The organism is Streptomyces decoyicus (assembly GCF_019880305.1).
GTDB lineage: Bacteria > Actinomycetota > Actinomycetes > Streptomycetales > Streptomycetaceae > Streptomyces > Streptomyces decoyicus.
Genome location: NZ_CP082301.1, coordinates 8,092,860 through 8,119,417, shown reverse-complemented (window position 1 = coordinate 8,119,417; position 26,558 = coordinate 8,092,860). Strand labels below are relative to the sequence as shown.

Below are 26,558 nucleotides of genomic sequence, written 5' to 3'. Positions count from 1 at the left end.
GATGACCAGGTGCCGCAATCCACACACCGCCTCGGACCAATTGCTGCGGACGGGGCGCACGAGGCACTGGTCCGTACGAGTGAAATCGGGGCGCCCTCCCTATGCACGGGACGTGGCGCGGTGGGTCAATCGAGCTATCCGCGCGACGGGCCGCCCATTCCTCCGCACGGGCCGGATCAGTCATTCCATCCGATCCCCCGGGGCGTCCCTACCCGCGCACCCCTACGCATGTGTGTGGTGGTCACGGTCCTGGGCGTTCTCTCGCAGGAGGCCTGTCGTGCACCATCTCCCCAGACCGTCGTCCCGGTCCACCGCCACGGCGAACCGAGTTGTTGCCGGGCGCATCGGCATGGAGGAACCGTCGGCGACGGACGGCACACGATCCGGCCGCCCCAGGCGGTTGCCTTCTCTGACCGGTCTGCGTTTCGCCGCTGCGGCCGGAGTCCTCTACACCCACAGCGCGCTGATGATCAACCCTCACCTCGCCCAGAGCCTCGGGCCCGAGGTGTGGGTGGGAGCGAGTTCGGTTTCGCTCTTCTTCATTCTGAGCGGCTATGTGCTGACCCATTCCGCCCGTCCGACCGACACCGCACGTGCCTTCTGGCGACGGCGTGCCGCCAAGATCCTGCCGAATCACGTACTGACCTGGTGTGTGGTCGTTGCCGCGCTCGCCTGTGCCGGCGCGGCGACCGCCACGCGGGGTTCCGGATGGCCGGCGAACCTCTCCAGCCTGTTCCTGGTGAATACATGGGTTCCCAGCCAGCGCTTCATCTCCGCAGGCAACCCTGTTTCCTGGTCACTGGCCGCCGAAATGTTCTTCTATCTCCTCTTCCCCGTACTCCTGCCGTGGGTCGACCGGCTGTCGCGTCGTGGGCTTCTGATCGGTGCGGGCACCGCCGTCGCCGTCGTCTGGACATGCCCGGTGCTCTATGAGTTCCTCTTCAACCCCGGCGGGCCGCCGTTCCCCGGATACTGGTCCCTGTACATGCTGCCGATCACGCGGCTGCCCGAGTTTCTCCTCGGCATGTTGGTGGCCCGTATTTCCTCGGCGGGATTCCGGATTCCGCGTGTGGGTGTTCTCCCGGCCGCGCTGGGTGTCATCAGCACGATCGTGGTGAACAGCACCTTGTTGCCGCACAGTTTCCTCTACGCGGCCTCGACCGTGGTCCCGCTCGCCACGCTGGTTTACGCCACCGCCGAACTCGACCTGCGCGGCAGAAAGTCGCTGCTGCGCACCCCTGCCCTGGTGTTCCTCGGTGAGATCTCCTACGCCATGTATCTCGTCCATTTGCTGGTGCTGGGCTTGATGTACCTGTCTCTGACGGGTCATGGCTGGAGCAACCTCTCCGTGGTTCTGACCGGTCTTCCCGTCGTACTGCTGACCTCGTGGCTGCTGTACGCAGGAGTGGAGCGGCCGTGTGTGCGCCGCTTCTCCACCCCTCGTGCTCGTGGTCGCGCGCGTGCGGCCGCAACCCCGTGAGCGCACCGGAGCGGTCCGCCGGCCCGTGCAGTGTGCGGCCGGCTTCCGGAGGCGGCCCAGGGGGCCGCGCCCGCCGACAGATCCGGTGTCCCACGCTCCTCCCCCAGGCCTCCCTCTGAAAGAAGCCCGCCATGATGAGTACGCGAAGCGAGCAGATCGCCGCCCACCGGCCCCGTTACCAAGACGAGCTGGCACACGGGCTGGAGCGGTTCTTCGAACCACGGCGCACCACATGCCCCTGGTGCACCTCCTCCCGTCTGCGCGGGCGCCTGCGCACCACCGACCATCCGCAGCACAAGCCCGGGACATTCGCACTCGACCAGTGCCGCAGCTGTGGTCACGTGTTCCAGAACCCCCGGCTGAGCGCGGACGGGCTGGATTTCTACTACCGCGACTGTTACGACGGCCTGGGCGAGGCGACGATGGCCCGGCTGGCCTGCTCACCGCTCGCCACCAGGCTCTACCGGGCCCGCGCCCGTGCCATGCTCCCGTTCAACCGTCCCTTACGCTGGCTGGACGTGGGCACCGGTCACGGCCACTTCTGCGCCGAAGCCCGGAGAATCCACCCGGACACCGAATTCCACGGGCTCGACTGGGGCGAAGGCGTCGAGATCGCCGCACGCAACGACCGTATCGCGCGGGCCTACCGGGGTTCCTTCGTCGGGCTGGCCGGCCAGTTGGCCTGCCAGTACGACGTGGTGAGCATGCACCACTACCTGGAACACACCCTGGCGCCGCGGCAGGAACTGGCCGCCGCCCACACCGCGCTCCGGCCCGGCGGCCACCTCCTGGTGGAGGTCCCCGACCCCGAGTCCGCCTCCGCCCGTTTGCTCGGCCAGTGGTGGGGCCCATGGCTCCAGCCGCAGCACCTGCACTTCATCCCGTTGGACAACCTCTGTAGTGCACTGGCCGAGCAGGGTTTCAGCGTCGTGGCCACCGACCGGCGGGAGCCCCATGTGCCCACCGATCTGACGTCCGCGGCGGTGAACATGCTCAAATCCGTCCTGCCCGGCGAAGATCTGCCCTGGCTGCCCGAGCGGCCCGGCCCGCTCAGCCGGTGGGCCCGCAGGCTGTCCCTGCTGGCCGTCGCCCCCGTGCTCCTCGTCCTCGTCGCGCTCGACCTGCTGCTGGCACCCCTCACACGCCGCACGCGGCTGTCCAACGCCTACCGGGTGGTCGCACGCCGCGACTGACCGCGTCCCCGGCCCGCTGCGCAATCACCCGCACGGAGAGTGTCACCAGGCCCCTGTCCACCACCAACTGCGCACAGATTCCAGCAGGTTCGGTCGGCAAACGCATTCGGCGAAGAGGCCGTCCGAGTGAAGCCCTGCGCGGTCGGAATCACCGCCTCCGAGGAAACGGAAAACTGCCGACCATGCACATCCTCATCGCTACCGCAGGTTCGCACGGGGACGTGGCTCCGTACACCGGTCTGGGGGCCCGGCTGCACCGGGCCGGGCACAGGGTGGTGATAGCCACCCACGCGCGCTCGGCCGAACTGGTCCGCCGCAGCGGCCTGGGTTTCCACCCCCTTCCGCTCGACCGGTATGCCACGTCGGGAGCGGATGACAAGAAGGGCAACGCGCCGGGGAAAGGCGGCCAGGGTGCCGGACTTTCCAAGGTCGAGCAGATGCGGCTGGCCCGGGAGTTGGCTCCGGAAATGGCCGACGCGGTGACCGAGGCCTGTGCGTCGGGCGCAGAGGTCCTCATGTTCTCCAGCAGCTTGGCCCCCTTGGGGCTCGTGGCGGCGGAAGGTCTGCAACTTCCCGGCGTCGGAGTGTTCTTGCAGCCCCTCGCTCCCACCGGGGAGTTCCCGCCGGTCATCTTCGACATGCCGTCGTTGGGGCCGTTCGGCAACCGGGCCCTGGGCCGGTGCGCCCAGTCGCTGCTGGCCCGGGCCTTTGCTCCTGGGGTGCGCCATCTCCAGCGTCGACTGGGCGTGACGGAACGGGCCCTGGAGCGTCGGGGGGCAACCTGGCCCATCCACCACGGTTTCAGCCCGGCGGTGGTTCCCCGGCCTGCCGACTGGCGGCCGGGCATGGAGGTGACGGGCTACTGGTGGCCGTCGGAGGTGCCCGACTGGACGCCGGAGGCCGGGCTGGCGGACTTCCTCCAGGCGGGTCCGCCACCGGTATTCGTGGGCTTCGGCAGCATGGCGCCCCGTGACCCGGAGCGGCTCGGACGTCTCCTGGCACGCGCCTTCCGGCTCGCCGGAGTGCGCGGTGTGGTCCAGACGAGCTGGGCCGGCCTGTCGGTCGAGGGGGACGATGTCCTGACGGTGGGCGAGGTCCCGCACGCCCAGCTGTTTCCGCACATGGCGGCCGTCGTCCATCATGCGGGTGCCGGGACCACGGCAGCCGGGCTGCGCGCGGGAGTGCCCGCGGTCCCCGTGCCGATGATGCTGGACCAGCCCTTCTGGGCGTCGCGTCTCACCTCGCTCGGGGTCAGTCCGGGAAGGATCCCCTTCGGCCGGCTGTCCGCGGAGAACCTCGCGGCCGCTGTACGGAAAGCCGTGCACGACCCCCGGTACCGTCATCGCGCGCGGCAGGTCTCGGCGCTGATCGGCACGGAGGACGGCGCCGGCCGGGTTCTGGCGACGGTGGAGCAACTGGCCGGAGGAGACCACGGGAAAGGCCAAGGACCCGTTCGCTGAGGCTTCCTGACGGGGCGACTGCACGCGGGGGGCCGGAGATGCCCGCCCGGGGCCATCCACAGCGCGGCGCGTTCGGGTGCGTGGAGGGGTTCGCGCTGCACGCTGCGGCCCGGGTCGCCGGGGTGTCGATCGCATGGACCGGGCCGCTTCGCGACAGGGCCGCGGCGTTCGGGGTGCGGTCATGCGCTGGGTGTCGGGCACGGCAGGCCACCTCCCAAAATGACACATAGGTACCATATAGCCGATCCCGCATGCCGGACGGAACGAGCGAGACGGAGGGCGCGGGCTGATACCGAAGCGCTCCTCGAATCACTGCCCACCGACGAGGAGAACCGGACCTTTCATCTGGTCTACACCGCCTACGCCGTGCTGACCGACGGACAAGGCGCTGGCCGCCCAGCCGTTCATCGACGGCCCCGATGCCGCCGAGGGCATGGTGGCCGACCAGCTGGAGCGGGCACACGAGGCCGGGCTCAACGCACCCGGCATGGACGTACGCACGGAGGCGATCAGCCTGCACGCCCTCTCGGCGGGCCTCGGCACCAGCGTCCTGGTGGGCCAGCGCACCCATGAGGCCGCCGCGGCGGTCCTCCGCCACCACCTGGTCCGGCTCTTCCCTGCCTGCGGGTGAACTGGCCCTGCAACACGGCCCCTTGGAGCCGCCCGGCGAAACCACCACCCGCGCGCTGCTGCCTGATGCGTACGGTGCCCGACAGCATCCGGTCGAGCCGACGTACCCTCGCCGGAGATGACGCTCCCACGGAAGGACTGTGCATGGCCAAGGCGTTGACCGGACCACTCATCACGGCTATCTACTCGGACCGCATGCGCCGGGTCGGTGCCCTCTTGAGGCTGGGAGCCTCCCCGTCCGCGCCGAATGCCGAGGGCGAGACGCCGCTGTACCTGGCCGCGGTGTCGGGGAAGACGGACATCGTGAGGCTGCTCCTCGAAGCGGGGGCAACGCCGGATGCGGAGAGCAGGGGGGAGGGAACCGCGGGTCTGCCGCTGTGCGCCGCCGCATGCTGGGACCATTCCGGCGTGGTGCACGAACTGCTCGCGCACGGCGCCGACCCCGACCGGCGGGAGGACGACGGCACTTCCTACACGGCCTTGATGTGGGCGGCCACGGGCGGCCATCAGCGGACCGCCGAGCTCCTGCTCGAAGCGCGTGCCGACCCGGACGCGGGATGCGGCGAGCGCACTCCGCTGATGGCAGCGGCCGAGCGGGGATCGATCGCGGTGGTACGGGCTCTGCTGCGGCACGGCGCCGACCCGCACCTCACCGACGAACAGGGCCGGACGGCCTGGCATATGGCCCGCGAACGGTGCGGCCAAGACGTCGAGAGCGAGCTGCGCGAGAGGGCGGGCGTCGCCCAGGATGGCAGGTACGAGGTCCGGCGCAGCCCTCGCGCCGAGGGCACGGAGCTGGTCGAGCTCACGGCCAGCGCACCGGACGGAACCGGTGGCTCCTCGTGGCAAGGGGAAACGGGGCATGCCCTGATCGCCGCGCTTCTACGGGAGAACATGCAGGGTTGAGGCTCGTCGGCACGGCCTTGCGGGCGGCAGGGCCGACATCACGGCCACCATGGGCAGTGCGCACCCGGAGGCGAAAGCCGCCCCCGGCCTCCCCCTCGCGGATGACGCACCCGCTTTCGGCGCACTCCGCAATCAGCGCCCCCCTTTCAGCGCACTGCAGTCCACATTCAGCGCCTCCGCTTCAGTGCGCCCGCTTTCAGCGCACTCCGTGGGGCCGGAACTGGATGCTGATCCGCGGGCCCGCCGCCCGTGTGCTCTTGGGGATCGCATGTTCCCAAGTCCGTTGGCAGGAGCCGCCCATCACGATCAGGTCGCCGTGCCCCAACGGCCTTCGGACGGTGCCGCCGCCGCGCCGCGGACGGAGCAGCAGGTCACGCGGCGCCCCCACGGACAGGATGGCGACCATCGTGTCCTCGCGGTCACCGCGGCCGATCCGGTCACCGTGCCAGGCGACGCTGTCGCGGCCGTCCCGGTAGTAACAGAGTCCGGCCGTGGTGAACGGTTCGCCGAGCTCGGTGGCGTAGTGGGCGGAGAGCGCGTCCCTCGCGTCGTCCAGCACGGCGTGCGGCAGCGTGTCGTCGGCCCGATAGAAGGCCAGCAGCCGCGGTACGTCCACCACCTGCTCGTACATCCGCCGACGCTCCGCCTGCCAGGGAACCTCGGCGGCGAGCTGGTCGAACAAGGCGTCCGCCCCGCTCAGCCACCCGGGCAGCAGATCGATCCAGGCGCCGTCGCCGAGCGCGGTCCTGCGCACCCCGCGCAGCGGACCGAGCCGGACCTCGTCGGCCTGGTCGAAGAGCGAGCCCTGAAGGTGCATGGCCATGCTTTCAGGGTACCCATATATTCGAATGCATGTTCTGGTGGGTGGCCGAAGCCCTGCGCGACGGGCGCCCGGCAGCCCGAGAGGCCGAGAGGCCAAAATCCGAGAGCCCCCTATAAGCGACGGCCCTCCACAGCCGCTCGCCCCCAGAGACCGGCCCGGCGCTCCCGCGTCACCGATCGCGCTGTGACGCCTACCGTCCGCAAGGGAACAACGACTGCTCCGGGACGGCCTTGCCTGCGTGCGGCGCCGGGCGCAGGCTGAATGCATGGGCAACGGAGAAGGCCCTACGCTCATCACCTCCGTCCAGCGAGCCTTCCGCCTGATGGAAGCCGTGGGTGCGCACGAGGGCGGCGCACCGGCGAAACAGCTGGCACGTGAGACGGGACTACCCCTGGCCACCACGTATCACCTCTTGCGCACACTGGCTCACGACGGGTACATCCGGAAGCTGGAGGACGGCGGCTTCGTCCTCGGGGACAAGCTGGACACCCTCCAGACAGGCGGGCGGGCACAGGCGCTGCTCAACCGCGTCCGCCCCGCGCTCGCGGCGCTACGGGACGATCTGTCGGCCGCGGCCTACCTGACCTTCTACGAGGACGGCGAGATCCGGGTCGCCGAGATCGTCGACGGCCCCCGGGCGCCGCGGGTCGACCTGTGGGTGGGCTTCGAGGAAGCCGGGCACGCCACGGCGCTGGGCAAGTGCGTGCTCCGCGAGCTGGACGACGAGGCCCGCGACGACTACCTCTCCCGGCACCCCCTCGCCGACCTCACCCCACGCACCATCACCGGCCGTGCCGAATTGCTGCGCAACCTCGACACCCTGCCCATGGCACCGGTGATGACGGACATGGAGGAGTACGCCCTCGGTACGTTCTGCCTCGCGGTGCCGGTGTACAGCGGAGAGACGCTCGGGTCCCTCGGCGTATCGCTCCGGGCGGACCGGGTCTCCCGCATCGACGCGGTCCGGGACCGGCTGCTCCCGGCAGCAAGCCGCGTGACCAGGGGGCTCTCACTCACTATCTGAAATTCCGGCCCTTGCGCCTTCCCCTCGGATGCCCGTTTCCTGGATGAAATGGACATTTGGGCATGTGAGTGCCCTGAGCAAGGAAGCGAGCTGCGGACGAGGACATGCGCCAAGCCCGGATCCATCACCACGCCCACCAGCCGCGGTGGCAGCTCACCAAGCCGTTCTCCGCTCTGCGGGCCCTGATCCGGCAGGCCGTCCCGCCCCGGGGCGAGGCATCGCCCGGCGCGAAAGACGCCCGCCGGCACTGCGCCTCCGGCGTGCCGCTTCTGATCATCGCGACCGTGGCGGTCCTCTGCCTCTCCGGGGGTACCGGCATGAGCTGGCTGCCGCTGCTCGCCGTGGGCCCCGCGCTGGCCGCCGCAACCAGCGGGCCGTGGGGCGTACTGCGCATCGGTGTCCTGGCGGTGGCGCTGGGTGCGGCGCTCGGTGTGCATGGTGGCGCGCCGGGTGACGAACAGGCGATTGTGCTCTCCACGCTCTCCGCCGTCACGCTGGCCAGCAGTCTGGCCAGCGCCCTGCGCAGGCGTCGCGAACAGGTGCTGGCAGCCGTGCGTTCGGTTGCCGAGGCCGCACAGCACGCCTTTCTCAAGCCGGTGCCCGCGTCGGTCGGACGCTTCCAGACGGCCGTCCGCTACAGCGCCGCCGCTGCCGAGGCACGGATCGGCGGGGACCTCTACGCCCTGGTGCCCACACCGTTCGGGGTACGGCTGATCGTGGGCGATGTGCGCGGCAAGGGGCTGCCGGCGGTGGGGATCGCCGCCCTGGTCCTGGGCGTTTTCCGGGAAGCGGCCTACGACGAGCCGGACCTTCTCGATGTCGTCCACCGGATCGAGCGGAGCTTGGCGCGCAACCTCGGCCCGGACGACTTCGTCACCGCGGTGCTGGCGGGCTACCCCGAGGCCGACCGCATGGAGCTGGTCAACTGCGGCCATGCCGCTCCGCTCCTGGTCCACGACGCGGGGGTGCTGCCCGTCGAGCCGGCCCACCCGGCCCCGCCGCTCGGTCTGCGGGCCCTGTCCGGGGAGACTCCCAGCCTCCAGGAAATTGCCCTGTCCGACGGGGACCAACTGCTCTTCTACACCGATGGCGTGACCGAGGCCCGTGATCACAAGCGGGAGTTCTATCCGCTGGTGGAGCGGCTGTCCCGGCACATTTCGGAGGAGCCTTCGCACACCCTGGCCGCGCTCCATGAGGACCTGCTCACGCATGTGGGCGGCGAGCTGCACGACGACGCCGCCATGCTCCTCCTCCGGAAGCCGGCCGACACCGCGTCGACGGCACCGAACGACCCCGTTGGCCGGACGCCCTCCCTACCGGTGGGCGCTGAATAGGCGCGCCTCACAGGAGGGTGTGCGGTGTGGCGACGGACGGGAGAGCCAGGTAGCCGGTGGTGGGCTGAGTACAGTCGATCATGTTGATCGCCCCGAGCGGTCAACCGCAATGTACTCACGTACGGAGGAGCGCCTCGTATGTCGAACCCACCGCTTCCCGATCCGGCAGTCACCATGTTGCGCAAGGCGAATCCGGCCGTCATCACGACTCTGCGTTCGGACGGGCAGCCGGTTTCCACGGCCACCTGGTACCTCTGGGACGACGGCCGGGTGCTGGTCAACATGGATGAAGGCCGCAAACGGCTGGAGCATCTCCGCAACGACGCCCGGGTCTCCCTCACCGTGCTGGACGAAGGCAACTGGTACACGCACCTCAGCCTGATCGGCCACATCGCCGAAATCCGGGACGACGAAGAACTCGCCGGCATCGACCGGCTGGCACAGCACTACATGGGCAAGCCGTACCCGCAGCGGGATCGCCGCCGGGTCAGCGCCTGGATCGAGATCGACCGCTGGCACGGGTGGGGCAGCATGAAGGACAGCGCCCAACCGGGCTGAGGACGGGCGGCATCCGGTCGGCGGTCGTCTCGAACGGCGCGTGGGGCCCGGTGCGACGACGGGCGCAGGCCGGTCCTCCCGCCCGCGGTGCCGTGGCGCGGCGACCGCCCCGGAGGCGGCCCCCAGCCGCCGGTATCACGGCAGCCGCGTCACCCCTCGGCCATGAGTCCCTTGCGCAGGGTGGTGCAGGCACGGGTCAGGAGGCGGGAGATGTGCATCTGGGAGAGGCCGAGCTCCTTGCCGATCTCGGCCTGCGTCATTTCCGCCCCGAAGCGCATCCGGAGAAGGGTGCGTTCGCGGTCATCGAGTTTGGCCAGATGCGGCTTGAGTGCCTGGACGTCCTCGGCCAGGGCGAGGGCGGGGTCCTCTGTGCCGATGAGGTCGGCGACAAGGCCGGTCTGCTGCTTGCCGCCGGCCTGGATGGGCCGGTCTATGGAGTCGCTGTCGTAGCCGTTGCCGGCCACGAGCCCCTCCCTCACCTCTTCCTCCCCGAGGTCGAGGCGGGCGGCGAGGTCGGCGGCGGACGGCTCGTGGCTGCCCTCGTTCTCCAGCTCTTCCCGGGCGCGGGCGAGGTCGATGCGGAGTTCCTGAAGGCGCCGGGGCACCCGCACCGACCAGGTGGTGTCGCGGAAGAAACGCTTGATCTCGCCCTGGATGTAGGGGACGGCCAGCGTGGTGAACTCCACGTCGCGGGAGGGGTCATAGCGGTCGATGGCCTTGATCAGACCGATCGTCCCGACCTGGAGGACGTCCTCCATGGACTCCCGCCGGCTGGAGAAGCCACGGGCGACATAGCGCACCAGGGTGAGGTTCATCTCGATGAGGGTGTTCCGCGCGTACTGGTACTCGGGGGTCCCCTCCTCCAGCTCCTGGAGCCGCAGAAGGAACTGCTTGGACAACTCCCGTGCGTCAGAAGGGGCAACGCGCTGCGGAACCTGGATCTGCGGCAGCACCGTCGGAGCCGGAACGGCACACTCCGGCGACGTGGTCTCCGGCTCCGTTCCCACGGTCAAGGTGCCCTTGCTGCTCATGCTCTGGCTCCCGCCTGTTGCTGAGCCCCCGTCGCGCGCTCCCCTACCCGCCGCTGCCACAGGCATGTCCGGCCGCCTCCCGTTGATTGCCCTTCCTTCCCCGCTCCCCTGCATCACCCGACGCGCCTGGCATCTCCTCAGGGCCGGGGTACTGCCTCCGGGCCGGCGGAGAGGAACAGCGGTGTGACCGAGGGGCGGACGCGCACGGTGCCGCCGTCCCGCTGGACGGCACGCGGGAGCCGAACGCGTCGAGTCCATGGACGGTCGGGTGGGGCCACGGCCAGTCGACGGGTACCCCCGGTCCGTCCTCACCGGTGAAGACGTCCCCGGCGGCCCAAAGGACCTGGAGCGGCCCGCGGCCCGCGCGTGACACCTCGAAGGCGTACAGGTCCGGGCGGCCTCCGACGTCGATGCGCCGGACGTGCGAGGTGCCGTCGAGGCAGGCAGCGAGAAGGGCGAAGGGGTCGGCGGGCGGGTGGCGCCGGGTGAGGCCGGTGCCGTCGTAGTCCAGCAGGGCCAGTTTGCCGAACAGGAATCCCATCATGTTCAGGCGGTCGCGGCAGCCCGGGATCTCCGGGGCCAGATTCCAGCAGGCCGTGCGGGTCACACCGGCGGCGAGGGCGAGGACGTTACGGGGTGACGATCTGGCGGCAGTTGATCCGGTCGCGCTTCGCGGCGAGCTCGGGCGGACAGTCCTCCATGAACATCCGTAGCTGCGGCGGGAGTTGGGCCATACGGGCGTAGGGCGTGCGCATGGTCCTGCGGTCCGGGGCCTCGGGAGGTGCCTTGTCCGAGGTCGCGTGCGGTGCCGCGTCCAGAGACCCGTCCGCGGTCTCGCTCGACGTCTCGTCCGCGGTGTCGCTCGACGTCTCGTCCGAGGTTGCGTCCGTGGGCCGCGCCCCCGGGGCGGCAGGGCCCTGCCCCGCGAACGCCGCCATCATCGCCTGCGAGCACGTCGTATCCGCAGCCCCCGAGCACCACCGTCGCGTCCGGGTCCGCGCCGCGCACACAGCGGTGGAGGCGGTGAGCTGCTCCACGTAGTCCGACGCGGCCCCCGCCCACAGGAGCCGGTGTTGCCGGGTTCGTTGTTGCACTGCCAGTAGTCGACGGGGCCCCGGCAGCGGGTCACCAGATCGCTGACGAAGCGCTCGTACCGGCGCAGGTCGTGGGCGGGCGACGACGGCAGAAAGCCCGTCCGGTGCCGGGTCGCCCACGGGGAGCCGGAGCACACCTTCACCCACACCTCGTCGGCCGGATCCAGCTGGCCGAGGATCGCGTCGACGACCGTCCAGTCATAGCGGCCCGGCTCCGGCTCGACCTGGCTCCAGTAGACGTAGACGCGCACCAGCGTGCCGCCGAGCCTCCTCATCTCGGGCACGAAGCTGTCCGGCGCGCCGGACATGCCGTAGCTGATTCCCCTGACGATGCCCAGACGGACCCCGACCGGGCCGGTGGACCGGCTCAAGCGCCACCTCTGGTACGCCCAGCTCATGCCCACGCGCCCGGCCCTGGGCCCGCATCTGATGCGGCGCACCGAGTTCCTCCTCCAGGTGCTGGTACGGCAGGGCCTCACGGTGGGCGAGGCATGACGTACGCGGCCCTCCTGGACCGGCACCTCCTCGGCAGCGCACAGCAGGAGGCGGAGGAGCTCGCCATGCGCCGTCGGCACGGGCTCCACTCCCCCCAGCAGCTCAGCGAGGCCGTCACCGCGGCCCGTGACCTGGCGGCCGAGGGCGGGCGCCATCCGCTGCTCACGGAGTGGATGACCGCCCCGTCGGGAGCCGGTATGGACGAGCAGTCCGAGCTCAGCCTGGCGTTCCTTCTCGACGGCATCGCGACGCGCCTGCCGGGCGGGGAAGAGGGCGCCACACCGTGAGGACCGCCGCGAATTCCCTTGCCTGGGCGGTGGCCGCTGTGTCATTCTACTTAACGCAACAGATGTAGCAGTAACGACCGCTTAGGGAAGACTCAGCCGATGCCCCGCCGTGCCGCCTCGTTCGAACAGATTCCGGTCTCCGACGCCGGCGCGGGCCCGTACGCCCTCGCCGTGGGCCCCGACGACGCCCTGTGGTGCACCTTGGTCCACGCCGGGCAGATCGCCCGCTTGACGCCGGACGGACACCTCGACCGCTACCCGCTCGATTCCGCATCCTGCGGGCCCTCCCTCGTCACCCCGGGGCCCGATGGCGCGCTGTGGTTCACCCGGAGCCGGGACCATCGGATCGGACGGATCACCGTGACCGGGGAGGCGACCTCGTTCCCCCTCCCGACTCCGGACAGCGGCCCGTTCGGCATGGTGTCCGCATCCGACGGTGCGCTGTGGTTCACCCAGCTGCACACCGACCGCATCGGGCGTATCACCACGGACGGCCGGGTGACGGAATTCCCGCTGCCCCTCAGCGGCGCCTTCCCCTCGGCCCTCACGACCGGCCCCGACGACGCCCTCTGGTTCACCCTCAATCAAGCACATGCGATCGGCCGTCTCAGCTTGGCAGGCGACTTCACCCTCCATCCGCTCCCGACCGCGAACGCCGCACCGGTCGGCATCACCTGCGGTGCGGACGGCGCGCTCTGGTTCGTCGAGATAGGTGCCGGCCGGATCGGCCGGATCACCACCGACGGACAGATAGCCGAGTTCCCGCTGCCCGACCCGGCCTCCCGGCCCCATGCGATCGTCGCGGGCCCGGCCGGTGACTGCTGGTTCACGGAATGGGGAGCCAACCGCATCGGGTCCATCACCCCTGACGGCCGCATAGAGGAGTACGACTTGCCGACCCCCTCTTCCGAACCGCACGGCCTGGCCTTCGGGTCCGACGGTGCCCTCTACGTGGCGCTGGAAATCGGAGCGATAGCCCGCCTCGCGCTCCAGGGGCCTCTCTCCTGACTCGTCGCGACGCTGCGTGACGGATTCGGGCCGCCGACTCGTGCCTCACCGCGGTGTCGCTGTCGGCAAGCTCCGTCTCGGTGTCACCATCGAGAGCATAAGCATCGCCGCTGGGAGCACTGGCGACCGACGGTGCCACGACAAGGACAGCGCACGGGGCGAACGGCTCGGCGAGCTGCGACCCGAGGAGAGGTGCCGGTATGAGCAGTCCTGCCGCCCGGGGACGGATGCTGGGTGACCTGATCGCCGCCAGCCATGTGATCGCGCTGGAGCAGCTGCCGGATGTGGTCGCCAGGCACGCGGCCCGGGTCGGCTGGCTGGACGCGCTGATCTACCTGGCCGATCTGCAACAGGATGTCCTGTGCCGGCTTCCCTGCCATGGGACCGGTACCGGAGGCGGGCCGGAGACGCCGCCGGATGTGGTGCGGGTGGAAGGCACCCTCGCCGGGCGTGCGTTCCAGACAGGCGGCATCGTCGGGGGCACCACATCCGGGGCCGAGCAGTGGTGGGTGCCGTTGCTCGACGGCACGGAGCGGCTGGGAGTGATGCGCGCCTCCGCCGCCCCGGGCACGGAGATGGATGCCCAGGCCGCCCAGGACCTGCGCAACCTCGCCGGGCTGGTCGCGATGATGATCGTCAGCAAGCGTGGGGTGAGCGACACCTACGCCCGGCTGGTACGACGCCGGCGGATGAACGTGGCCGCGGAGATGGAGTGGCGCATCATGCCGCCGAGAACCTTCGCCACCGACCGGGTGCTGATCAGCGCGGTGATGGAGCCCGCGTACGAGGTCAGCGGCGACGTCTTCGACTACGCCATCGCCGACGAGACCGTGCACCTGGCGCTCTTCGACGCCATGGGCCACGACACGGCAGCCGGACTGACCGCGAACCTCGCGGTTGCCGCCAGCCGCAACCAGCGCCGGCAGAGCCCCGGCATCCTGCGGATCGCCGAAGCCGTGGAACGAGCCCTGGTGGAACAATTCGGCACGCACCGCTATGCCACGGGCATCCTGGCCGAGCTGGACTCCACCACCGGCGTCCTCACCTGGACCAGCCTCGGGCACCCTCCGCCGGTCATCATCCGCAAAGGACGCACCGCCCTGAGCCTGGTCGGCCCGCCCGCCCCGCCCATGGGCACCGACCTGGCTCTGCCGCCCACCCTGCGCCGGGACCAGCTGGAGCCCGGGGACCGTCTGCTGCTCTACACCGACGGCATCACCGAAGCCCGCAACAGCGAAGGCCGGGAATTCGGCCTGGAGGGCTTCACCGACTTCCTCATCCAGCACCATGCCGACGGCCTGCCCGTGCCGGAGACCCTGCGCCGTCTGATCAGGCGCCATCTCGCCTACCACGACGGGCGGCTCGGTGACGACGCCACGGTCCTGCTGCTGGAATGGAGCGGCCCCACCCCCTACCGCCCCGCCCGGGTCGAAGCCCTCGCCGGCCTCCCGGAGCACACCACCGCCGACACCACCCTGCCCTCCCCCTGGACCGTGCCCGGCAGAGACGTCCTCTGAGGCGTCGGAGCCACGGGGCCCCGGCAGGACCGGCGGTTCGCTCCTCGGCCAGGGCCACCGGAGTGCACTTCCGACCACGGGGCAGAAGCGCTCTGGAGGTCACACATGCCATCGACTACTGCGGTACCAAAGATCGGACGACGCACAGCTCACCGTGCCGCACGCAGCTCGGCGGTACGGGCCGCGGCACGCGGAGGCTTCGCGGCCCGCGGCGTGATCTACCTCCTCGTGGGGGTACTGGCGCTGCGCATCGCGTTCGGCGACTCCGGTGAGCAGGCCGATCGCGGCGGGGCGCTGACGGAAATCGCCGCCCGGCCGTTCGGCAACGTACTGATATGGGTGCTCGGCCTGGGTCTGGCGGGAATGGCGCTGTGGCGCCTTTCCGAGGCAGCGTTCGGCGCGGCCGGGCCCGAGGGCCACAAGGCGGGGACGCGACTGCTGTCCCTCGCCCGTTGCCTCTTCTACGCCGTGGTGTCGTTCTCCGTGCTGTCGTTCGCGGCGGGGAAGGAGGGCAGCGGGAGCGGTGCGAGCGACCGGCAGTCCCGGGATGCCACGGCCAAGGCGCTGGACCTGCCCGGCGGTCCCTGGCTGGTGGCCGCCGCGGGCGTGGGAGTCGCCGTGGCCGGTATCTGGATCGCGGTACGGGCCATCCTGCGCAGGTTCCACGAGAACCTCGACCGGAGCGGAATGTCGCACCGTGTCAGGCGCGGTATCGATGTCCTCGGCGTGGCGGGTGGCATCGCCCGCGGTGGCATCTTCGCAGTTGCCGGCACGTTCGTCGTCAGAGCCGCGGTCACCTACGACCCCGGCAGGGCCAAGGGCATGGACGACACGCTCCGCTCGCTCGCCGACACCTCGGCGGGTCCCTGGCTGCTGGCCGCGATCGCCGCAGGTCTGGCCCTGTTCGGCGGCTTCTCCTTCGCGATGGCCCGGTGGCGCAACGTCTGAACGGATGAGGCAGGCCCGCCGTCGCGCAGAATCATCACAGCACGTCCCGCACGTCCAGCCCGTCCACCACGCCCAGCCCGTCCACCACGTCCAGCACTCCCCGCCCCTGACAGGAGCCCCCGTCGTATGACCGAGACCCACCAGAACGCCCCGGCGGCGCCGGCCGTCTTTCGCGCGGAGGCCTTTGTACGAAGGGGCCGCTGGCACCTCGAAGTCGCCAGCCTCGACAGCGAACCCGACACCGGCGACACCGAAGCCCTGCTCGTCACACTGTGGCCCGTCGAGGACACACCCGACGGCAGCGACTTCCCCGCCGCCGCCCTCGGCGAAAAGCTGCTCGACAACGGCTTCGCTCTCGCCGCCCCCGGCCGGGGCACCGGCGGCTGGACGCCCACCGGCGAGCGGGGCCGTTACGCCGCCGCGTGCTACGCGACGGACGAGGCGACCGCTTGACGTGTCGCCGGCCCCCCGGCCGCCGGAAGATGTAACTGCCTCCCGGTACGGGCCTGTTCACTGATCAGGGTTGAGGTGACACCGGAGGGGCAAGCCGGGTGTTCCTTGCCCCTCCGGGCCGTCACGTCAGCCGGTCTGGAGGGCCGCGTCGTCGATGACGAAGCTGGTCTGGAGGCTGCTGTCCTCGGCGGCGGCGAAGGTCACGGTGATCCGCTGTCCGATGTAGGGGGTCAGATCCAGGGTGCGCTGGGTGTAGCCGCTCGATGCGTCGATGTTGGAGAGGGTCGTCAGGGTGGTGCTGCCCACCTTGACCTTGAAGGTGTCGTAGGCGACGCGGTCGGTCTCGTCGGTGTCGATGTGCAGCCAGTAGGTCAAGGTGGCCTTGCTGCATCCGGCAGGCACGGTCACCGACTGGCCGAGGGATTCGGTGGCGGAGCGGCCGTAGCCGCCGAGCCAGGCGAACCTGCTGCCGCCGTGGGCGGACTGGCCGGCGTGCGCGCCGATCGCCCCGGTGTCGCCCGTCCAGGGTGTGGTGCCGTTCTCGAATCCGCCGTTCGTCATCAGCTGTTGGGCGGTGCAGCCTCCGGCTCCCTTGACCGTCAGGGTGTAGGGCGTGGTGTGGGTGACGGCCCCGGTGCCGGTGACGGTGAGGGTGTAGGTGCCGGCCGCCGCGCTCGACGTCGTGGCGACCGTCATGGTGGAGCTGCTGCCCGAGGTCACCGAGGCGGGGCTGAAGGAGACGGTCACACCGGCCGGTGCGCCCGAGGCCGACAGCGCCACCGTCTGGGCGGACCCGCTGGTGGTTGCCGTGGAAATGGTGCTGGTGGCCGAGGCGCCGGGGTCGACGCTGCCGGAGGCGGGGCCGACGGCCAGGGAGAAGTCGTTCGCCGGGGCGGTGCCGCCGACGGCGAGCTTCCACAGGGTGTAGGCGATGCCGTCGACGCTGCGGTTGAGTCCCGTGGCGTTGATGTTGCCGGTGGTGTCACAGGACTGGTGGTAGCAGGGGTCGTAGGCACGGCTGGCGGTGCCGCCCCACTTGGCCGCCTGCGCCGAGGTCTTCCGGGCACTGGCGCCCATCGCGTATCCGGAGGTGGGGATGCCCGCCTGCTCGAAGGAGTAGTCGTCGGAGCGGCCGGCGCCCTCGGTGTTCTCCTCGGGCTGGAGACCTTGGGAGTCCCAGTACGCCTTCATCGGCTGGGCGGCGGAGGAGGTGAGGTGGTTGATGAAGTAGCCGCCGTTGGTGGAGGCGATCATGTCGAAGTTGTAGTACGCCTTGATCTTCGACCGCTCGGCGGAGGAGAGGGAACGGACGTAGAAGTCGGAGCCGTTGAGGCCCTGCTCCTCGTCCGTCCACCAGCCGAACCGGACGCGGGCCGCCATGGTCGGGTGCTGTTCGGCGAGGGTCAGTGCCGTCTCCAGCAGCGCGGCCGAGCCGGAGCCGTTGTCGTTGATGCCCGGTCCCGCCCCGACGCTGTCGAGGTGGGCGCCGAACATGTACACCTTGGTGGCGTCGCCCTGCGGCCATTCGGCGATCAGGTTGGGCCCGGCTCCGGAGGCGCAGCCGGAGGTGCAGGGCTGCTCGGTGACGGTGTAACCGGCCGCCTGTAGCTTGCTCTTGGCGTAGGCGACGGAGTCCCGGTATCCCTGTCCGCTGGATTTGCGGGTGCCGCCGTTGCGGGTGGCGATGTTGTTCAGCTCGGTGAGGTGCGCCTGGACCTTGGTCACGTCGATGTCCGGGGCATCGGCGGCCCGGTCGGCGGCCGATATCGCGGAGGCGGGCGGGTGGGGTGGCGGGCTGGTCTCCGCTGTGGCCGCTGCCGTGGGGGCTACGGCCAGCAGGGCCGCTCCCATGGTGACGGCGACGGATACGCCGGCCACCGCGAGTCTTCGAAACACCATGGCTCCTTGAGGGGGTAGGGAGTGCTACCGACGGAGGTTCTGGTGGAGCACCGGGCCACGGCAGCGTCTTCGTCCGGCCGGCTTCGGCAGCGTGGGGCAGTCTCTGCGCGGCGGGAGAACGGCATGTCCATGACTCAGGCCGCCGTACCATCACACCGCGGCACCCATCGCGTCAACGGATGTCCCAGCGCAACGCGGTATTTGTCGAAAAACGGTAGGTGGCGCCCGATATCCGGGCACGTGCCGCGGCCCCGGGGCGGCTTCGGACGCCCCCGGCCATGACGAACCCCCGCCCTGCGCAAGGCAGGCCGGGGGCGGTCGACGGGGCCGACGGGGCGTTGGTGCGCGCCCGCGGCTACAGGAAGCTGACGTTCTGGGCGAGGGCGAGCCTGCTGGAGTAGTTGATGGTGTTGGTGGCGGAGCGCATGTAGGCGCGCCAGGCGTCGGAGCCGGACTCGCGGCCACCCCCGGTCTCCTTCTCGCCGCCGAAGGCACCGCCGATCTCGGCGCCGGAGGTGCCGATGTTGACGTTGGCGATGCCGCAGTCCGACCCCTCCGCGGACAGGAAGAACTCGGCTTCCTGCTGGTCGCGGGTGAAGATGCTGGACGAGAGGCCCTGCGGGACGTCGTTGTGCAGGGCGATGGCCTGTTCCAGGGTGTCGTAGGTCTGCACGTACAGGATGGGCGCGAAGGTCTCTTCGCGGACGACGTCGGTCTGTTCGTCGACGCGGACGATGACCGGCTCGACGTAAGCGGCCCGGGGTGCGGCTTCGGCGAGGCGCCGGTTGCCGCCTGCGAGGATCTTGCCGCCCTCGGACTGTGCCCGGGTGAGGGCGTCCTGCATGGTGTCCAGGGCGGCGGCCGAGACGAGGGGCCCGACGAGGGTGGTCTCGTCGAAGGGGTCGCCGATGGGGAGCTTCTGGTAGGCCGCGGTCAGCCGTGCGATCAGGGTGTCGGCGATGTCCCGGTGGACAATGAGCCGGCGCAGGGTGGTGCAGCGCTGCCCCGCGGTGCCGGCCGCGGCGAAGACGATGCCCTGGACGGCGAGGTCGAGGTCGGCGGAGGGCGCGACGACGGCGGCGTTGTTGCCCCCGAGTTCGAGCAGGCTCCGTCCGAAGCGCGCGGCCACGCGGGGGCCGACCTCGCGTCCCATGCGGGTGGAGCCGGTGGCGCTGATCAGCGCGATACGGGGATCGTCGACGAGCTTCTCGCCGATGGTGCGGTCGCCCAGCAGCAGGCGGTGCACATCGCGGGGGGCGCCGACCTCTTCGGCGGCCCGGGCCAGCAGCCGGTCGCAGGCGAGCGAGATCAGCGAGGTGAGCTCGGAGGGCTTCCAGATCACGGTGTCGCCGCAGGCCAGGGCGACGGCGGTGTTCCATGACCACACCGCGGCGGGGAAGTTGAATGCGGAGATGACACCGACCACGCCCAGGGGGTGCCAGGTCTCGGCGAGGCGGTGGCCGGGGCGCTCGGAGGCGATCGTACGGCCGTAGAGCTGGCGGGAGAGGCCGACCGCGAAGTCGCAGATGTCGATCATTTCCTGGACCTCGCCGAGCGCCTCGGAGCGGATCTTGCCCGCTTCGATGGTGATGAGGTCGGCCAGCTCGTTCTTGTGGTCACGCAGCAACTCGCCCAGGCGGCGCACGAGTTCGCCGCGGCGGGGCGCCGGCGTGGTGCGCCAGGTGAGGAACGCTTCACGGGTGGCGGCGATGGCCTCCTCGGTGTCGTCGGCGGTGGCCGCACGCAGACCGAAGAGGTCTTCGCCCGTGATGGGGCTGCGGGCGGAGAAGTCGCCCCCTTCCCGGACGGTGACGCCGATGGCGGCCAGGCTGATGCGGGCACGGGTGCGCAGGTCCTCGGTGGTGGGGAGGAGGGTGCTGGTCATGGTGCTCCCTTGGGGTGTTGAGGGGTGCGGGTGGCGGTCGGGTGGGTCAGGCGGGTGCAGCATCGAGTCCGAGTTCCCGGGCGACCTGCGCGAGGGAGCGGTTCTGCTGCTCCTCGTAGAGGCCGAAGGGGTCCAGGACATCGCGGCCGAGGGCGTCGGAGAGCCATGCGCTGTCGTATGCGGCGCCCTGCTGGTCCTGGTTCCTGGAGCCTTCGTCGCTGAGGTTGGACTGGAAGATGCCGGCCGCGGAGCGGGGCAGGAAGTCCTCGTAGACGAGGGGTTCGGCCCGGACCCAGCCCTGCTCCAGCAGGTCATGCAGCCCGGTGGGCGGCCGGCTCCCGTCCTGCGGGCGGTCGGGCGCGACGTGATAGGTGAAGTGCGCCAGGCCTTGTACGGCGAGGGCCTGCTCGCTGTCGGGAAGTTCTTCCGCCCACAAGGCGCGGGCGAGTCCGGCCCGGCCGGCGTGCGGCAGGCGGGCGGCCTGGTCGTCGACGCGGGCGAGCAACCGGTCGTAGCGTGCCCGGCCCTCGCGGCTGAGGGCGATACCGCGCGCCTCGACCTCTCCGAAGCGCACCCGCAGGGCTCCGCTGATCACGTCGCCGTCCGGGGTGCGCAGGGCGCGGGGCTCGGCGAGCGCACGGAAGGAGGTCTGCCGCAGCAGGACGTCGGGGCCCTTCCAGCGGGGCGGCCCCTGAATGGTGTCGATCATCTCGATGCCGCGCTCGGTCATGCGCCGGTAGAGCTCGTCGATGTCCAGGACGCGGGGCGTGAGGTGGTTGATATGGGTGCTGCGCACGCCCCCGATGTCCGCGGCGACGGCGGAGACCCGTTCCAGGGTGGCGTACCACGCCTGGTCGACCGGCTCCGGGGACAGTTCGAAGGCCCGCACGGCGAGTTGGAGGAACCGTTCGGCGTCCGCGTCGGGCAGTTCCCCGGCGGCTTCCGCGCGGTCGGCGAGGGCCAGCAGTTCCGGGGGGAAGAGCTGACGGCCGGCCAGGAAGTTCTCCAGACGGGCGCGCAGGTCGGGGTCGAAGAACCGGGGGTCGGCGGGGGTGAGCATGGAGGTGAAGACGCGGAACGGGTTGCGTGCCAGTTCCTCGCCGTCGACGGGGCGGAACGCGGTCGACACGACGGGTACCGCGCTGGCGGCGGCTTCGCGCAGATCGTAGAAGCCGACCGGGTGCATGCCCAGGGCGCCGAAGATGCGGGCGACCTGCCGGAGTTCCTCGGGAGTGCCGACGCGGATGGCTCCGTGCCGTTCCGCGGTCACCCGGCTGATGGACCCCAGGCGCTCGGCATCGGCCCCCTGCGCCCGTAGCACGTCCTCGTTGACCTCCCGTGAGACCTCCACGAGCGTGGTGTAGGCGGGCACCTCCCGCCCGTACATGTCCGAGAGCCGCTGGGCGAATGCGGCGCGCAGTTGCCACTGGCTGATCATCGCGGGTCGTCCTTCCTTCGGGGGGTTCACACCACGTGGATTTCGGGGCGGGTCTGCACACCGGTCGTGAAGCGGTCGGCGCAGAACGGGGTGACATCGATGAACGGGGTGCGCTCCAGGTGGATATCGCGCATGATCTCGCCGACGGCGGGGGCCTGGAGGAATCCATGGCCGGAAAACCCGGTGGCGTACAGGAAGTTGTGCGGCGCGCCGGCGCGTCCGATCAGTGCGTTGTGGTCCGGGGTGACCTCGTACAGTCCGGCCCAGCCGCTGGTGGTCTCCATGTCGGCGAGAGCGGGGGCCCGGCGCTGTACGGCGGTGCGGAACAGCTGGAGCCAGTCCGGTGTCCAGGTGGTGTCGAAGCCGTCGGCCTGGGCGGGGTCGGCGAGGCCGAACAGCAGTCCGTCGTCGCTGTTGTGGAAGTAGGCCGTCGAGGCGAAGTCGATGGTGAACGGGATACGCGGGGCGGGCGGCGCGAGCGGCGCGGTGAAGGCGAGCTGGCGGCGCACCGGGCGCACCGGGAGGTGGACGCCCGCCATCGCGCCGAGCCGCTCGGACCAGGCGCCCGCGGCGCAGATGACCGTGGAACAGGAGATCCGGCCGTGATCGGTGTGGACGGCAGTGACCCGGTCGCCGGTGGTGTCGAGGCCCGTGACGGTGGTGTGCGTGGCGAAGGCGACACCGGCCCGTGCTGCGGCGCGCGCATAGCCCTGAACCGCGAGTCCGGGCCGGGCGTGGCCGTCGGTCGGGGAGTAGGCGGCGGCCACCAGCCCGTCGGTGCTGAGGTAGGGACACAGCTGGTGTGCCTCGCGGGGGCCGATCATGCGGCTGGGGACGCCGAGGCTGTTCTGGATCCGGACGGCGGTCTCGAAATCCGCGGTCTGCTGATCGCTGGTGAGCGCGAAGAGATAGCCGACGCTGTCCAGCCGGATGTCGGCGCCGGGGCGCTGCCCGAAGTCCTGCCAGGCGCGCAGACTCCTGCTGCCGAGTTCGATGTTGAGCGGGTCGGAGAACTGCGCCCGTACTCCGCCGATCGGCTTGCCGGAGCTGCCGCTGCCCAGCTCGCCGCGCTCGATGACGACGATGTGGTGCACCCCGGCCTCGGCCAGGTGGTACGCGATGCTGGTGCCCATCACACCGCCGCCGACGATCACGACGTCGGCGGTCGGCGGCACGGTGCGGGACATGGAGGACATGGACAAGAGGCCGATCCCTTCCAGAGGCCGAAGCCGGCGCCGGGGGCATCCGTCCGGCGCATGGGCTGGGGCTGTCGGTGCATGGCAAGAAGAGCTGATCAGCTAGCTGCCCGTCATCGTGCAGCACGGCAACCGTTGACGTCTACGAACAGTTAGTGCGTCTGATCTATTACGATCTCTATATGGACTGGACGAGTGCCCAGCTGCGGTCCCTGGTGGAGCTGACCCGGCGCGGAACGATCACTGCGGCGGCACAGGCCCTTGGATACACGCCCGGCGGGGTCTCCCAGCAGATCGCCGCGCTGGAGAAGGCCGCGGGCATGGAGCTGCTGCGGCGGGTCGGGCGGCGGGTGGAGCTCACCGACGCCGGCCGGACGCTGGCGTGTCACGCCGAGCGGATCCTGTCGACGGAGGCGGAGGCCGTCGAGGCTCTGGAGCGCACCCGCCAGGAGATTGCCGGGGTGCTCCAGGTAGGGCTGTTCGCCACGGCAGCCGCCGAGCTCCTGCCGCCGGCGCTACAGGAGGTACGGCGGGTCCATCCCGGGCTGACGGTGCACAGCCGCGATATGGATGTGGACGAGGTGCACGACGCGGTCGCGTCCGGAGCGGTGGACCTGGCGCTCGGCCTGGACTACCCGGACGTGCCCATTCCGCGCGAGCCCGCTCTCCAGGTGCGGCAGCTGTACCGCGAGCGGTTCGCGCTGGCGGTGCCCGCCGGATCCATGGACGGACGCGAGGCGGTGGGCCTGGCGGAGACACAGGATCTGGGGTGGATCCTGCCGTCCGCCGACAGCTACTACGGCCGCGCGGTGCGCACCGCCTGCCGACGAGCGGGCATCGAACCCCGTGTCCAGCACGAAGTGACCGATACCGCGGCCACGCTGGCGCTCGTCGAGGCGGGTATCGGGTTGAGCACGGTGACGGACCTGATGCTCGGCCTGCGCGCGTCCCGCCTCGATGTCGTACGGCTGCGGGAGAAGGTCGAGCGGCACATCGTGGTGATGTGCCGTTCCTCCGTCGAACACCGGCCCACCGTGGCGGCGCTGGTCGAGGTCCTGCGGGCGGTGTGCGGGGCCCGGCACGACACCTCCGCCCGGCCGCGGCGCGGGGCCGACAAGCCCGCCTCGCGGAGGAGTTGACCCGATTCGCCGAACAAGGTGCCCTTTACACGAGAGCCCGGCCTTCTCGCCCTGCGGCGCTCCGGCACCAGTACTGCTTGCCCTCAGCCACGCAAGTTGTCGCGCTGGGATCCCTTTTGCCGGGGAGGATCGTGAGTGATGGTTTCAGGCCAGTGGTGACCCACGCCACGACGGTGGCCCGTCGTGCCGCCGTTGCCTGACAGGGAGCGAGCGATGTCCCCCCATCACACCCCGAAATCTCCCCTCCCGGCGTTGCTGGGAAGAGGCCCCCAGGGAATTTTCAGGCGCACACTTCCCCATGAACAGCCCACCGGTGAGCGCATGGTGCGCACCCTCGGCCTCACCCAGCTGACGATGATCGGCATCGGCGCCATCATCGGGGCCGGCATTTTCAGCCTGGCCGCGGCCGTCGCCCGGGACGTCGCCGGCCCCGCCGTCCTCGTCTCGTTTCTCGTGGCCGGTGCCGCCTCGCTCTGTGCGGCCTTCGCCTATGCCGAGTTCGCGGGAATGGTGCCGAAGGCCGGCTCGTCCTACACCTACTGCGCCGCGGTTCTCGGGGAGATCGTGGGCTGGATCGTGGGCTGGGACCTGCTGCTGGAGTACACCGCCATCGTCGCCGTCGTGGCGATCGGGATGTCGGGCTATCTGGGATTTCTGCTCCAGGCCGTCGGCATCCACCTGCCGGCCTGGGCGCTGGGCGCCCCCGGCACCGGAGCCGGCCACCGGGTCGATCTGCTCGCGGTGGCGATCTGTCTCGGCGTGGCCTGGCTGCTGAACCGCGGCACCCGCACGTCGGCCCGGGTGGAGACGGTACTGACCGTCATCAAGATCGCCATCGTGCTGCTGGTGATCGTGGTCGGCTTCACCAAGGTCGACAGCGGCAATCTGCATCCTTTCGCGCCGTTCGGATTCGGCGGGGCCTTCACCGGGGCGGCGACGGTCTTCTTCGCCGTGTTCGGCTATGACGCGTTGAGCACGGCCGCCGAGGAGTCGGTGGAGGCGCGGCGCAAGCTGCCGAAGGCGATGATGCTGTCGCTGGCGGTCTCCATGGTGCTGTACGTGCTGGTCTGCATCGTGCTCACCGGGATGCAGCACTACAGCAAGCTCAATCCGAACAGTGGCATCGCCAGCGCGTTCCAGAGCGTGGGGATGAGCGGGCTGGCCAACGTGATCGCCGTCGGCGCGGTCATCGGCATCGTCACCGTGACCTTCTCCTTCATGATGGGCGCCTCGCGCCTGTGGTACGCGCTCAGCCGCGACGGGCTGATGCCCGCGTGGTTCGGTGCCATCCACCCCCGGCGCAAGGTTCCGCACCGCGCCACCTGGCTGATCGGCATCGTCTCGGCCGTGCTGGCCGGTCTGCTGCCCATCAACGCGGTCGCCGAACTCACCAACATCGGAGTGCTTCTGGCGTTCGTGGTGGTCTCCGCCTCCGTGCTGCTGCTGCGCTACCGCAAGCCCCACCTCAAGCGGGCCTTCCGCTGCCCGGGGATGCCGGTGGTGCCCGTCCTCGGCATGGCCTTCTCCGTGTGGCTGATGTCGTTCCTCCAGTGGGAGACCTGGGTGCGGCTCAGCGGCTGGCTGGTCGTGGGCCTGATCATCTACGCCGCGTACGGCTACCGCCGCACCCGCAAGGTCATGCCGGGCGGCTCGGTGGATCTCGACGCCCTGGACGACATGACCGAGTCCGACGAACCCGAGCCCGCACCGGCCCGTTGAGAAGCGGTCGGCCGACGGCGCCGGTGTGCCGCCGCTCCCCCGCCCCGGGAGCGGCGGTACCCGCCGTCGGCCGGACCTCACTCGTCGTCCGCCGGGTGCAGATACGGCTCGCCGGCGGGCACCGCCCCCCGCAGACAGCTGAGGACGGTGGGGAGCAGCGGGTTGCTGTTCTCGCTGCGGTGCAGCGCCATCACCCTGCGGTGTGCGGAGCGCTGGGTGACCCGGGTGGCCTCGATGCCCTCGCCGGGCACATGGCCGAGCGCCGGGACCACGGCCACGCCGAGTCCTGCCGACACCAGCTCCCGCACCACGTCGTAGTTGTTGCTGCGGAAGGCGACGGCGGCGTCGAATCCCGCGGCCGCGCAGAGACGGACGAACGACCGGGCCCCGGCGGTGTCCTCCCGGCTGGTGATCCAGCGGGCCCGGGACAGCTGGGACAGCTGCGCGCTCAGGCCACTGTCGCGGGCCCTGAGCAGGACGAGGTCCTCGCTCAGCAGGTGATGACGGGTCAGTCCGTCGGGCCATTGGCGGGGGCTGAGCCCGTACTCGTAGACGAGCGCGACATCGAGATCGCCGTGGCTGAGCGCGGTGATGAGCTCTTCGGGCTCGCCCTCCTCCAGCTGGATCTGTGCGCGTGGATGGCTTTCGACGAGGGCGGACAGCGCGGCGGGCACCAGCCGGACGTCGGCGGTGGGGAAGCTGCCCAGCCGCAGCCGGCCGGTGACACCGGTGGCGAGCTCCTGCACCTGGTGGTCCAGATCGTCCATGGCCGCCAGTACGTGGGTGCTGAGGTCGACCAGTCGGTGGGCTGCGGCCGTGGGACGGATCCCGTGCGCCTCCCGCTCGAACAGCACCAGCCCGGTTTCCTTCTCCAGGGCGGAGATCTGCTGCGAGATGGCGGACGCGGTGTAGCCGAGGTCGCGGGCCGCCAGGGCGAACGAGGCGCTGTGGACGACGGCCTTCAGTGTGAGCAGATGCAGTGGCTTCAGCAACGCGGGCTCCCAAGAACGCGGGAGGCGAGCATAAACACCAGCCACCCTC

25 protein-coding genes and 1 pseudogene are annotated in these 26,558 nt (G+C 70.6%); 16 read left to right on the top strand and 10 right to left on the bottom strand.

All coding sequences use genetic code 11. The annotated features are described in order from the left end of the window. Positions 1–400: 400 nt before the first annotated feature. From K7C20_RS35475 to K7C20_RS35455, 5 genes and pseudogenes are all read left to right on the top strand, one after another. Positions 401–1,480, top strand: a complete 1,080-nt coding sequence (locus K7C20_RS35475) for an acyltransferase family protein (protein WP_048829132.1) — start codon at positions 401–403, stop codon at positions 1,478–1,480. A 131-nt stretch (positions 1,481–1,611) separates the two neighbouring features. Continuing rightward, entirely contained in the window at positions 1,612–2,673 is a 1,062-nt protein-coding gene (locus K7C20_RS35470; protein WP_078953330.1) for a class I SAM-dependent methyltransferase, read from the top strand. Between the two features lie 182 nt (positions 2,674–2,855). Beyond that, positions 2,856–4,133: a glycosyltransferase gene (locus K7C20_RS35465; RefSeq protein WP_048829133.1), complete on the top strand. Its 1,278-nt coding sequence runs from the start codon at positions 2,856–2,858 to the stop codon at positions 4,131–4,133. 282 nt (positions 4,134–4,415) lie between these two features. After that, positions 4,416–4,764 (top strand): annotated as a pseudogene (locus tag K7C20_RS35460) (TetR family transcriptional regulator C-terminal domain-containing protein); the annotation flags it as partial. A 143-nt stretch (positions 4,765–4,907) separates the two neighbouring features. Continuing rightward, entirely contained in the window at positions 4,908–5,669 is a 762-nt protein-coding gene (locus tag K7C20_RS35455; RefSeq protein ID WP_048829134.1) for an ankyrin repeat domain-containing protein, read from the top strand. A 196-nt stretch (positions 5,670–5,865) separates the two neighbouring features. Here K7C20_RS35455 and K7C20_RS35450 read toward each other — a convergent pair whose 3' ends face one another. Beyond that, the gene (locus tag K7C20_RS35450; RefSeq protein WP_030079048.1) at positions 5,866–6,492 is read right to left on the bottom strand and encodes an alpha-ketoglutarate-dependent dioxygenase AlkB; all 627 of its coding nucleotides are present in this window, start codon (positions 6,490–6,492) and stop codon (positions 5,866–5,868) included. A 265-nt stretch (positions 6,493–6,757) separates the two neighbouring features. Between K7C20_RS35450 and K7C20_RS35445 the strand changes: the two genes are divergently transcribed. The 3 genes from K7C20_RS35445 to K7C20_RS35435 all read left to right on the top strand — a co-directional run bounded on the left by K7C20_RS35445 (position 6,758) and on the right by K7C20_RS35435 (position 9,408). Next, positions 6,758–7,516, top strand: coding sequence for an IclR family transcriptional regulator (locus tag K7C20_RS35445; RefSeq protein WP_030079050.1), 759 nt, complete (start codon positions 6,758–6,760; stop codon positions 7,514–7,516). A gap of 104 nt (positions 7,517–7,620) precedes the next feature. Further along, positions 7,621–8,850 carry a PP2C family protein-serine/threonine phosphatase gene (locus tag K7C20_RS35440; protein WP_078953328.1) on the top strand — a complete coding sequence of 410 codons (1,230 nt, stop codon included), beginning with the start codon at positions 7,621–7,623 and terminating at the stop codon, positions 8,848–8,850. 138 nt (positions 8,851–8,988) lie between these two features. Next, positions 8,989–9,408, top strand: coding sequence for a PPOX class F420-dependent oxidoreductase (locus K7C20_RS35435; protein WP_030079054.1), 420 nt, complete (start codon positions 8,989–8,991; stop codon positions 9,406–9,408). Between the two features lie 149 nt (positions 9,409–9,557). Here the strand turns inward: K7C20_RS35435 and K7C20_RS35430 are convergent, their stop codons facing one another. From K7C20_RS35430 to K7C20_RS35415, 4 genes are read right to left on the bottom strand one after another with little or no spacing between them, the layout of a single operon-like run. Further along, positions 9,558–10,439, bottom strand: a complete 882-nt coding sequence (locus K7C20_RS35430; protein ID WP_053209592.1) for a SigB/SigF/SigG family RNA polymerase sigma factor — start codon at positions 10,437–10,439, stop codon at positions 9,558–9,560. Positions 10,440–10,482: 43 nt separating this feature from the next. Continuing rightward, a complete protein-coding gene (locus tag K7C20_RS35425) occupies positions 10,483–11,046 on the bottom strand; it encodes a hypothetical protein (protein WP_030079062.1) in 564 nt (187 codons plus the stop codon). Positions 11,047–11,068: 22 nt separating this feature from the next. After that, entirely contained in the window at positions 11,069–11,380 is a 312-nt protein-coding gene (locus tag K7C20_RS35420) for a hypothetical protein (protein WP_030079064.1), read from the bottom strand. After that, positions 11,377–11,904, bottom strand: coding sequence for a beta-galactosidase (locus tag K7C20_RS35415; RefSeq protein WP_048829135.1), 528 nt, complete (start codon positions 11,902–11,904; stop codon positions 11,377–11,379). Before K7C20_RS35415 ends, K7C20_RS35420 begins: the two co-directional genes overlap by 4 nt. 25 nt (positions 11,905–11,929) lie before the next feature. Between K7C20_RS35415 and K7C20_RS39555 the strand changes: the two genes are divergently transcribed. The 6 genes from K7C20_RS39555 (at position 11,930) to K7C20_RS35385 (ending at position 16,241) form a co-directional block, all read left to right on the top strand. Continuing rightward, positions 11,930–12,028 (top strand): hypothetical protein, encoded by a 99-nt coding sequence (locus K7C20_RS39555; RefSeq protein ID WP_160328739.1) that lies wholly within the window; start codon positions 11,930–11,932, stop codon positions 12,026–12,028. Then, a complete protein-coding gene (locus tag K7C20_RS35405) occupies positions 12,025–12,315 on the top strand; it encodes a hypothetical protein (protein ID WP_048829136.1) in 291 nt (96 codons plus the stop codon). The genes K7C20_RS39555 and K7C20_RS35405 overlap by 4 nt, the downstream gene beginning before the upstream one ends. Positions 12,316–12,414: 99 nt before the next feature. Next, positions 12,415–13,323 carry a Vgb family protein gene (locus K7C20_RS35400; RefSeq protein ID WP_030079067.1) on the top strand — a complete coding sequence of 303 codons (909 nt, stop codon included), beginning with the start codon at positions 12,415–12,417 and terminating at the stop codon, positions 13,321–13,323. Positions 13,324–13,550: 227 nt separating this feature from the next. Beyond that, entirely contained in the window at positions 13,551–14,840 is a 1,290-nt protein-coding gene (locus tag K7C20_RS35395) for a PP2C family protein-serine/threonine phosphatase (protein WP_052414283.1), read from the top strand. Positions 14,841–14,945: 105 nt separating this feature from the next. Further along, positions 14,946–15,788 (top strand): DUF1206 domain-containing protein, encoded by an 843-nt coding sequence (locus K7C20_RS35390; RefSeq protein ID WP_030079071.1) that lies wholly within the window; start codon positions 14,946–14,948, stop codon positions 15,786–15,788. 126 nt (positions 15,789–15,914) lie between these two features. After that, positions 15,915–16,241 (top strand): hypothetical protein, encoded by a 327-nt coding sequence (locus K7C20_RS35385; protein ID WP_030079073.1) that lies wholly within the window; start codon positions 15,915–15,917, stop codon positions 16,239–16,241. A 126-nt stretch (positions 16,242–16,367) separates the two neighbouring features. Here K7C20_RS35385 and K7C20_RS35380 read toward each other — a convergent pair whose 3' ends face one another. The 4 genes from K7C20_RS35380 to K7C20_RS35365 form a co-directional block, all read right to left on the bottom strand. After that, positions 16,368–18,140 carry a M28 family peptidase gene (locus K7C20_RS35380; RefSeq protein ID WP_053209591.1) on the bottom strand — a complete coding sequence of 591 codons (1,773 nt, stop codon included), beginning with the start codon at positions 18,138–18,140 and terminating at the stop codon, positions 16,368–16,370. A 355-nt stretch (positions 18,141–18,495) separates the two neighbouring features. Continuing rightward, positions 18,496–20,025, bottom strand: coding sequence for an L-piperidine-6-carboxylate dehydrogenase (gene amaB / locus K7C20_RS35375; RefSeq protein WP_053209590.1), 1,530 nt, complete (start codon positions 20,023–20,025; stop codon positions 18,496–18,498). 46 nt (positions 20,026–20,071) lie between these two features. Further along, positions 20,072–21,463, bottom strand: coding sequence for a 2-oxoadipate dioxygenase/decarboxylase (gene hglS / locus K7C20_RS35370; RefSeq protein WP_053209589.1), 1,392 nt, complete (start codon positions 21,461–21,463; stop codon positions 20,072–20,074). 26 nt (positions 21,464–21,489) lie between these two features. Beyond that, entirely contained in the window at positions 21,490–22,659 is a 1,170-nt protein-coding gene (locus K7C20_RS35365) for an NAD(P)/FAD-dependent oxidoreductase (protein WP_030079083.1), read from the bottom strand. 182 nt (positions 22,660–22,841) lie between these two features. Here K7C20_RS35365 and K7C20_RS35360 point away from each other — a divergent pair, with 182 nt between their 5' ends. Both K7C20_RS35360 and K7C20_RS35355 read left to right on the top strand, forming a co-directional pair. Next, a complete protein-coding gene (locus tag K7C20_RS35360) occupies positions 22,842–23,798 on the top strand; it encodes a LysR family transcriptional regulator (protein ID WP_053209602.1) in 957 nt (318 codons plus the stop codon). 321 nt (positions 23,799–24,119) lie between these two features. Beyond that, a complete protein-coding gene (locus tag K7C20_RS35355; RefSeq protein ID WP_209443968.1) occupies positions 24,120–25,517 on the top strand; it encodes an amino acid permease in 1,398 nt (465 codons plus the stop codon). A 77-nt stretch (positions 25,518–25,594) separates the two neighbouring features. Here the strand turns inward: K7C20_RS35355 and K7C20_RS35350 are convergent, their stop codons facing one another. Continuing rightward, positions 25,595–26,509 (bottom strand): LysR family transcriptional regulator, encoded by a 915-nt coding sequence (locus tag K7C20_RS35350; protein WP_030079091.1) that lies wholly within the window; start codon positions 26,507–26,509, stop codon positions 25,595–25,597. Positions 26,510–26,558: the final 49 nt, after the last annotated feature.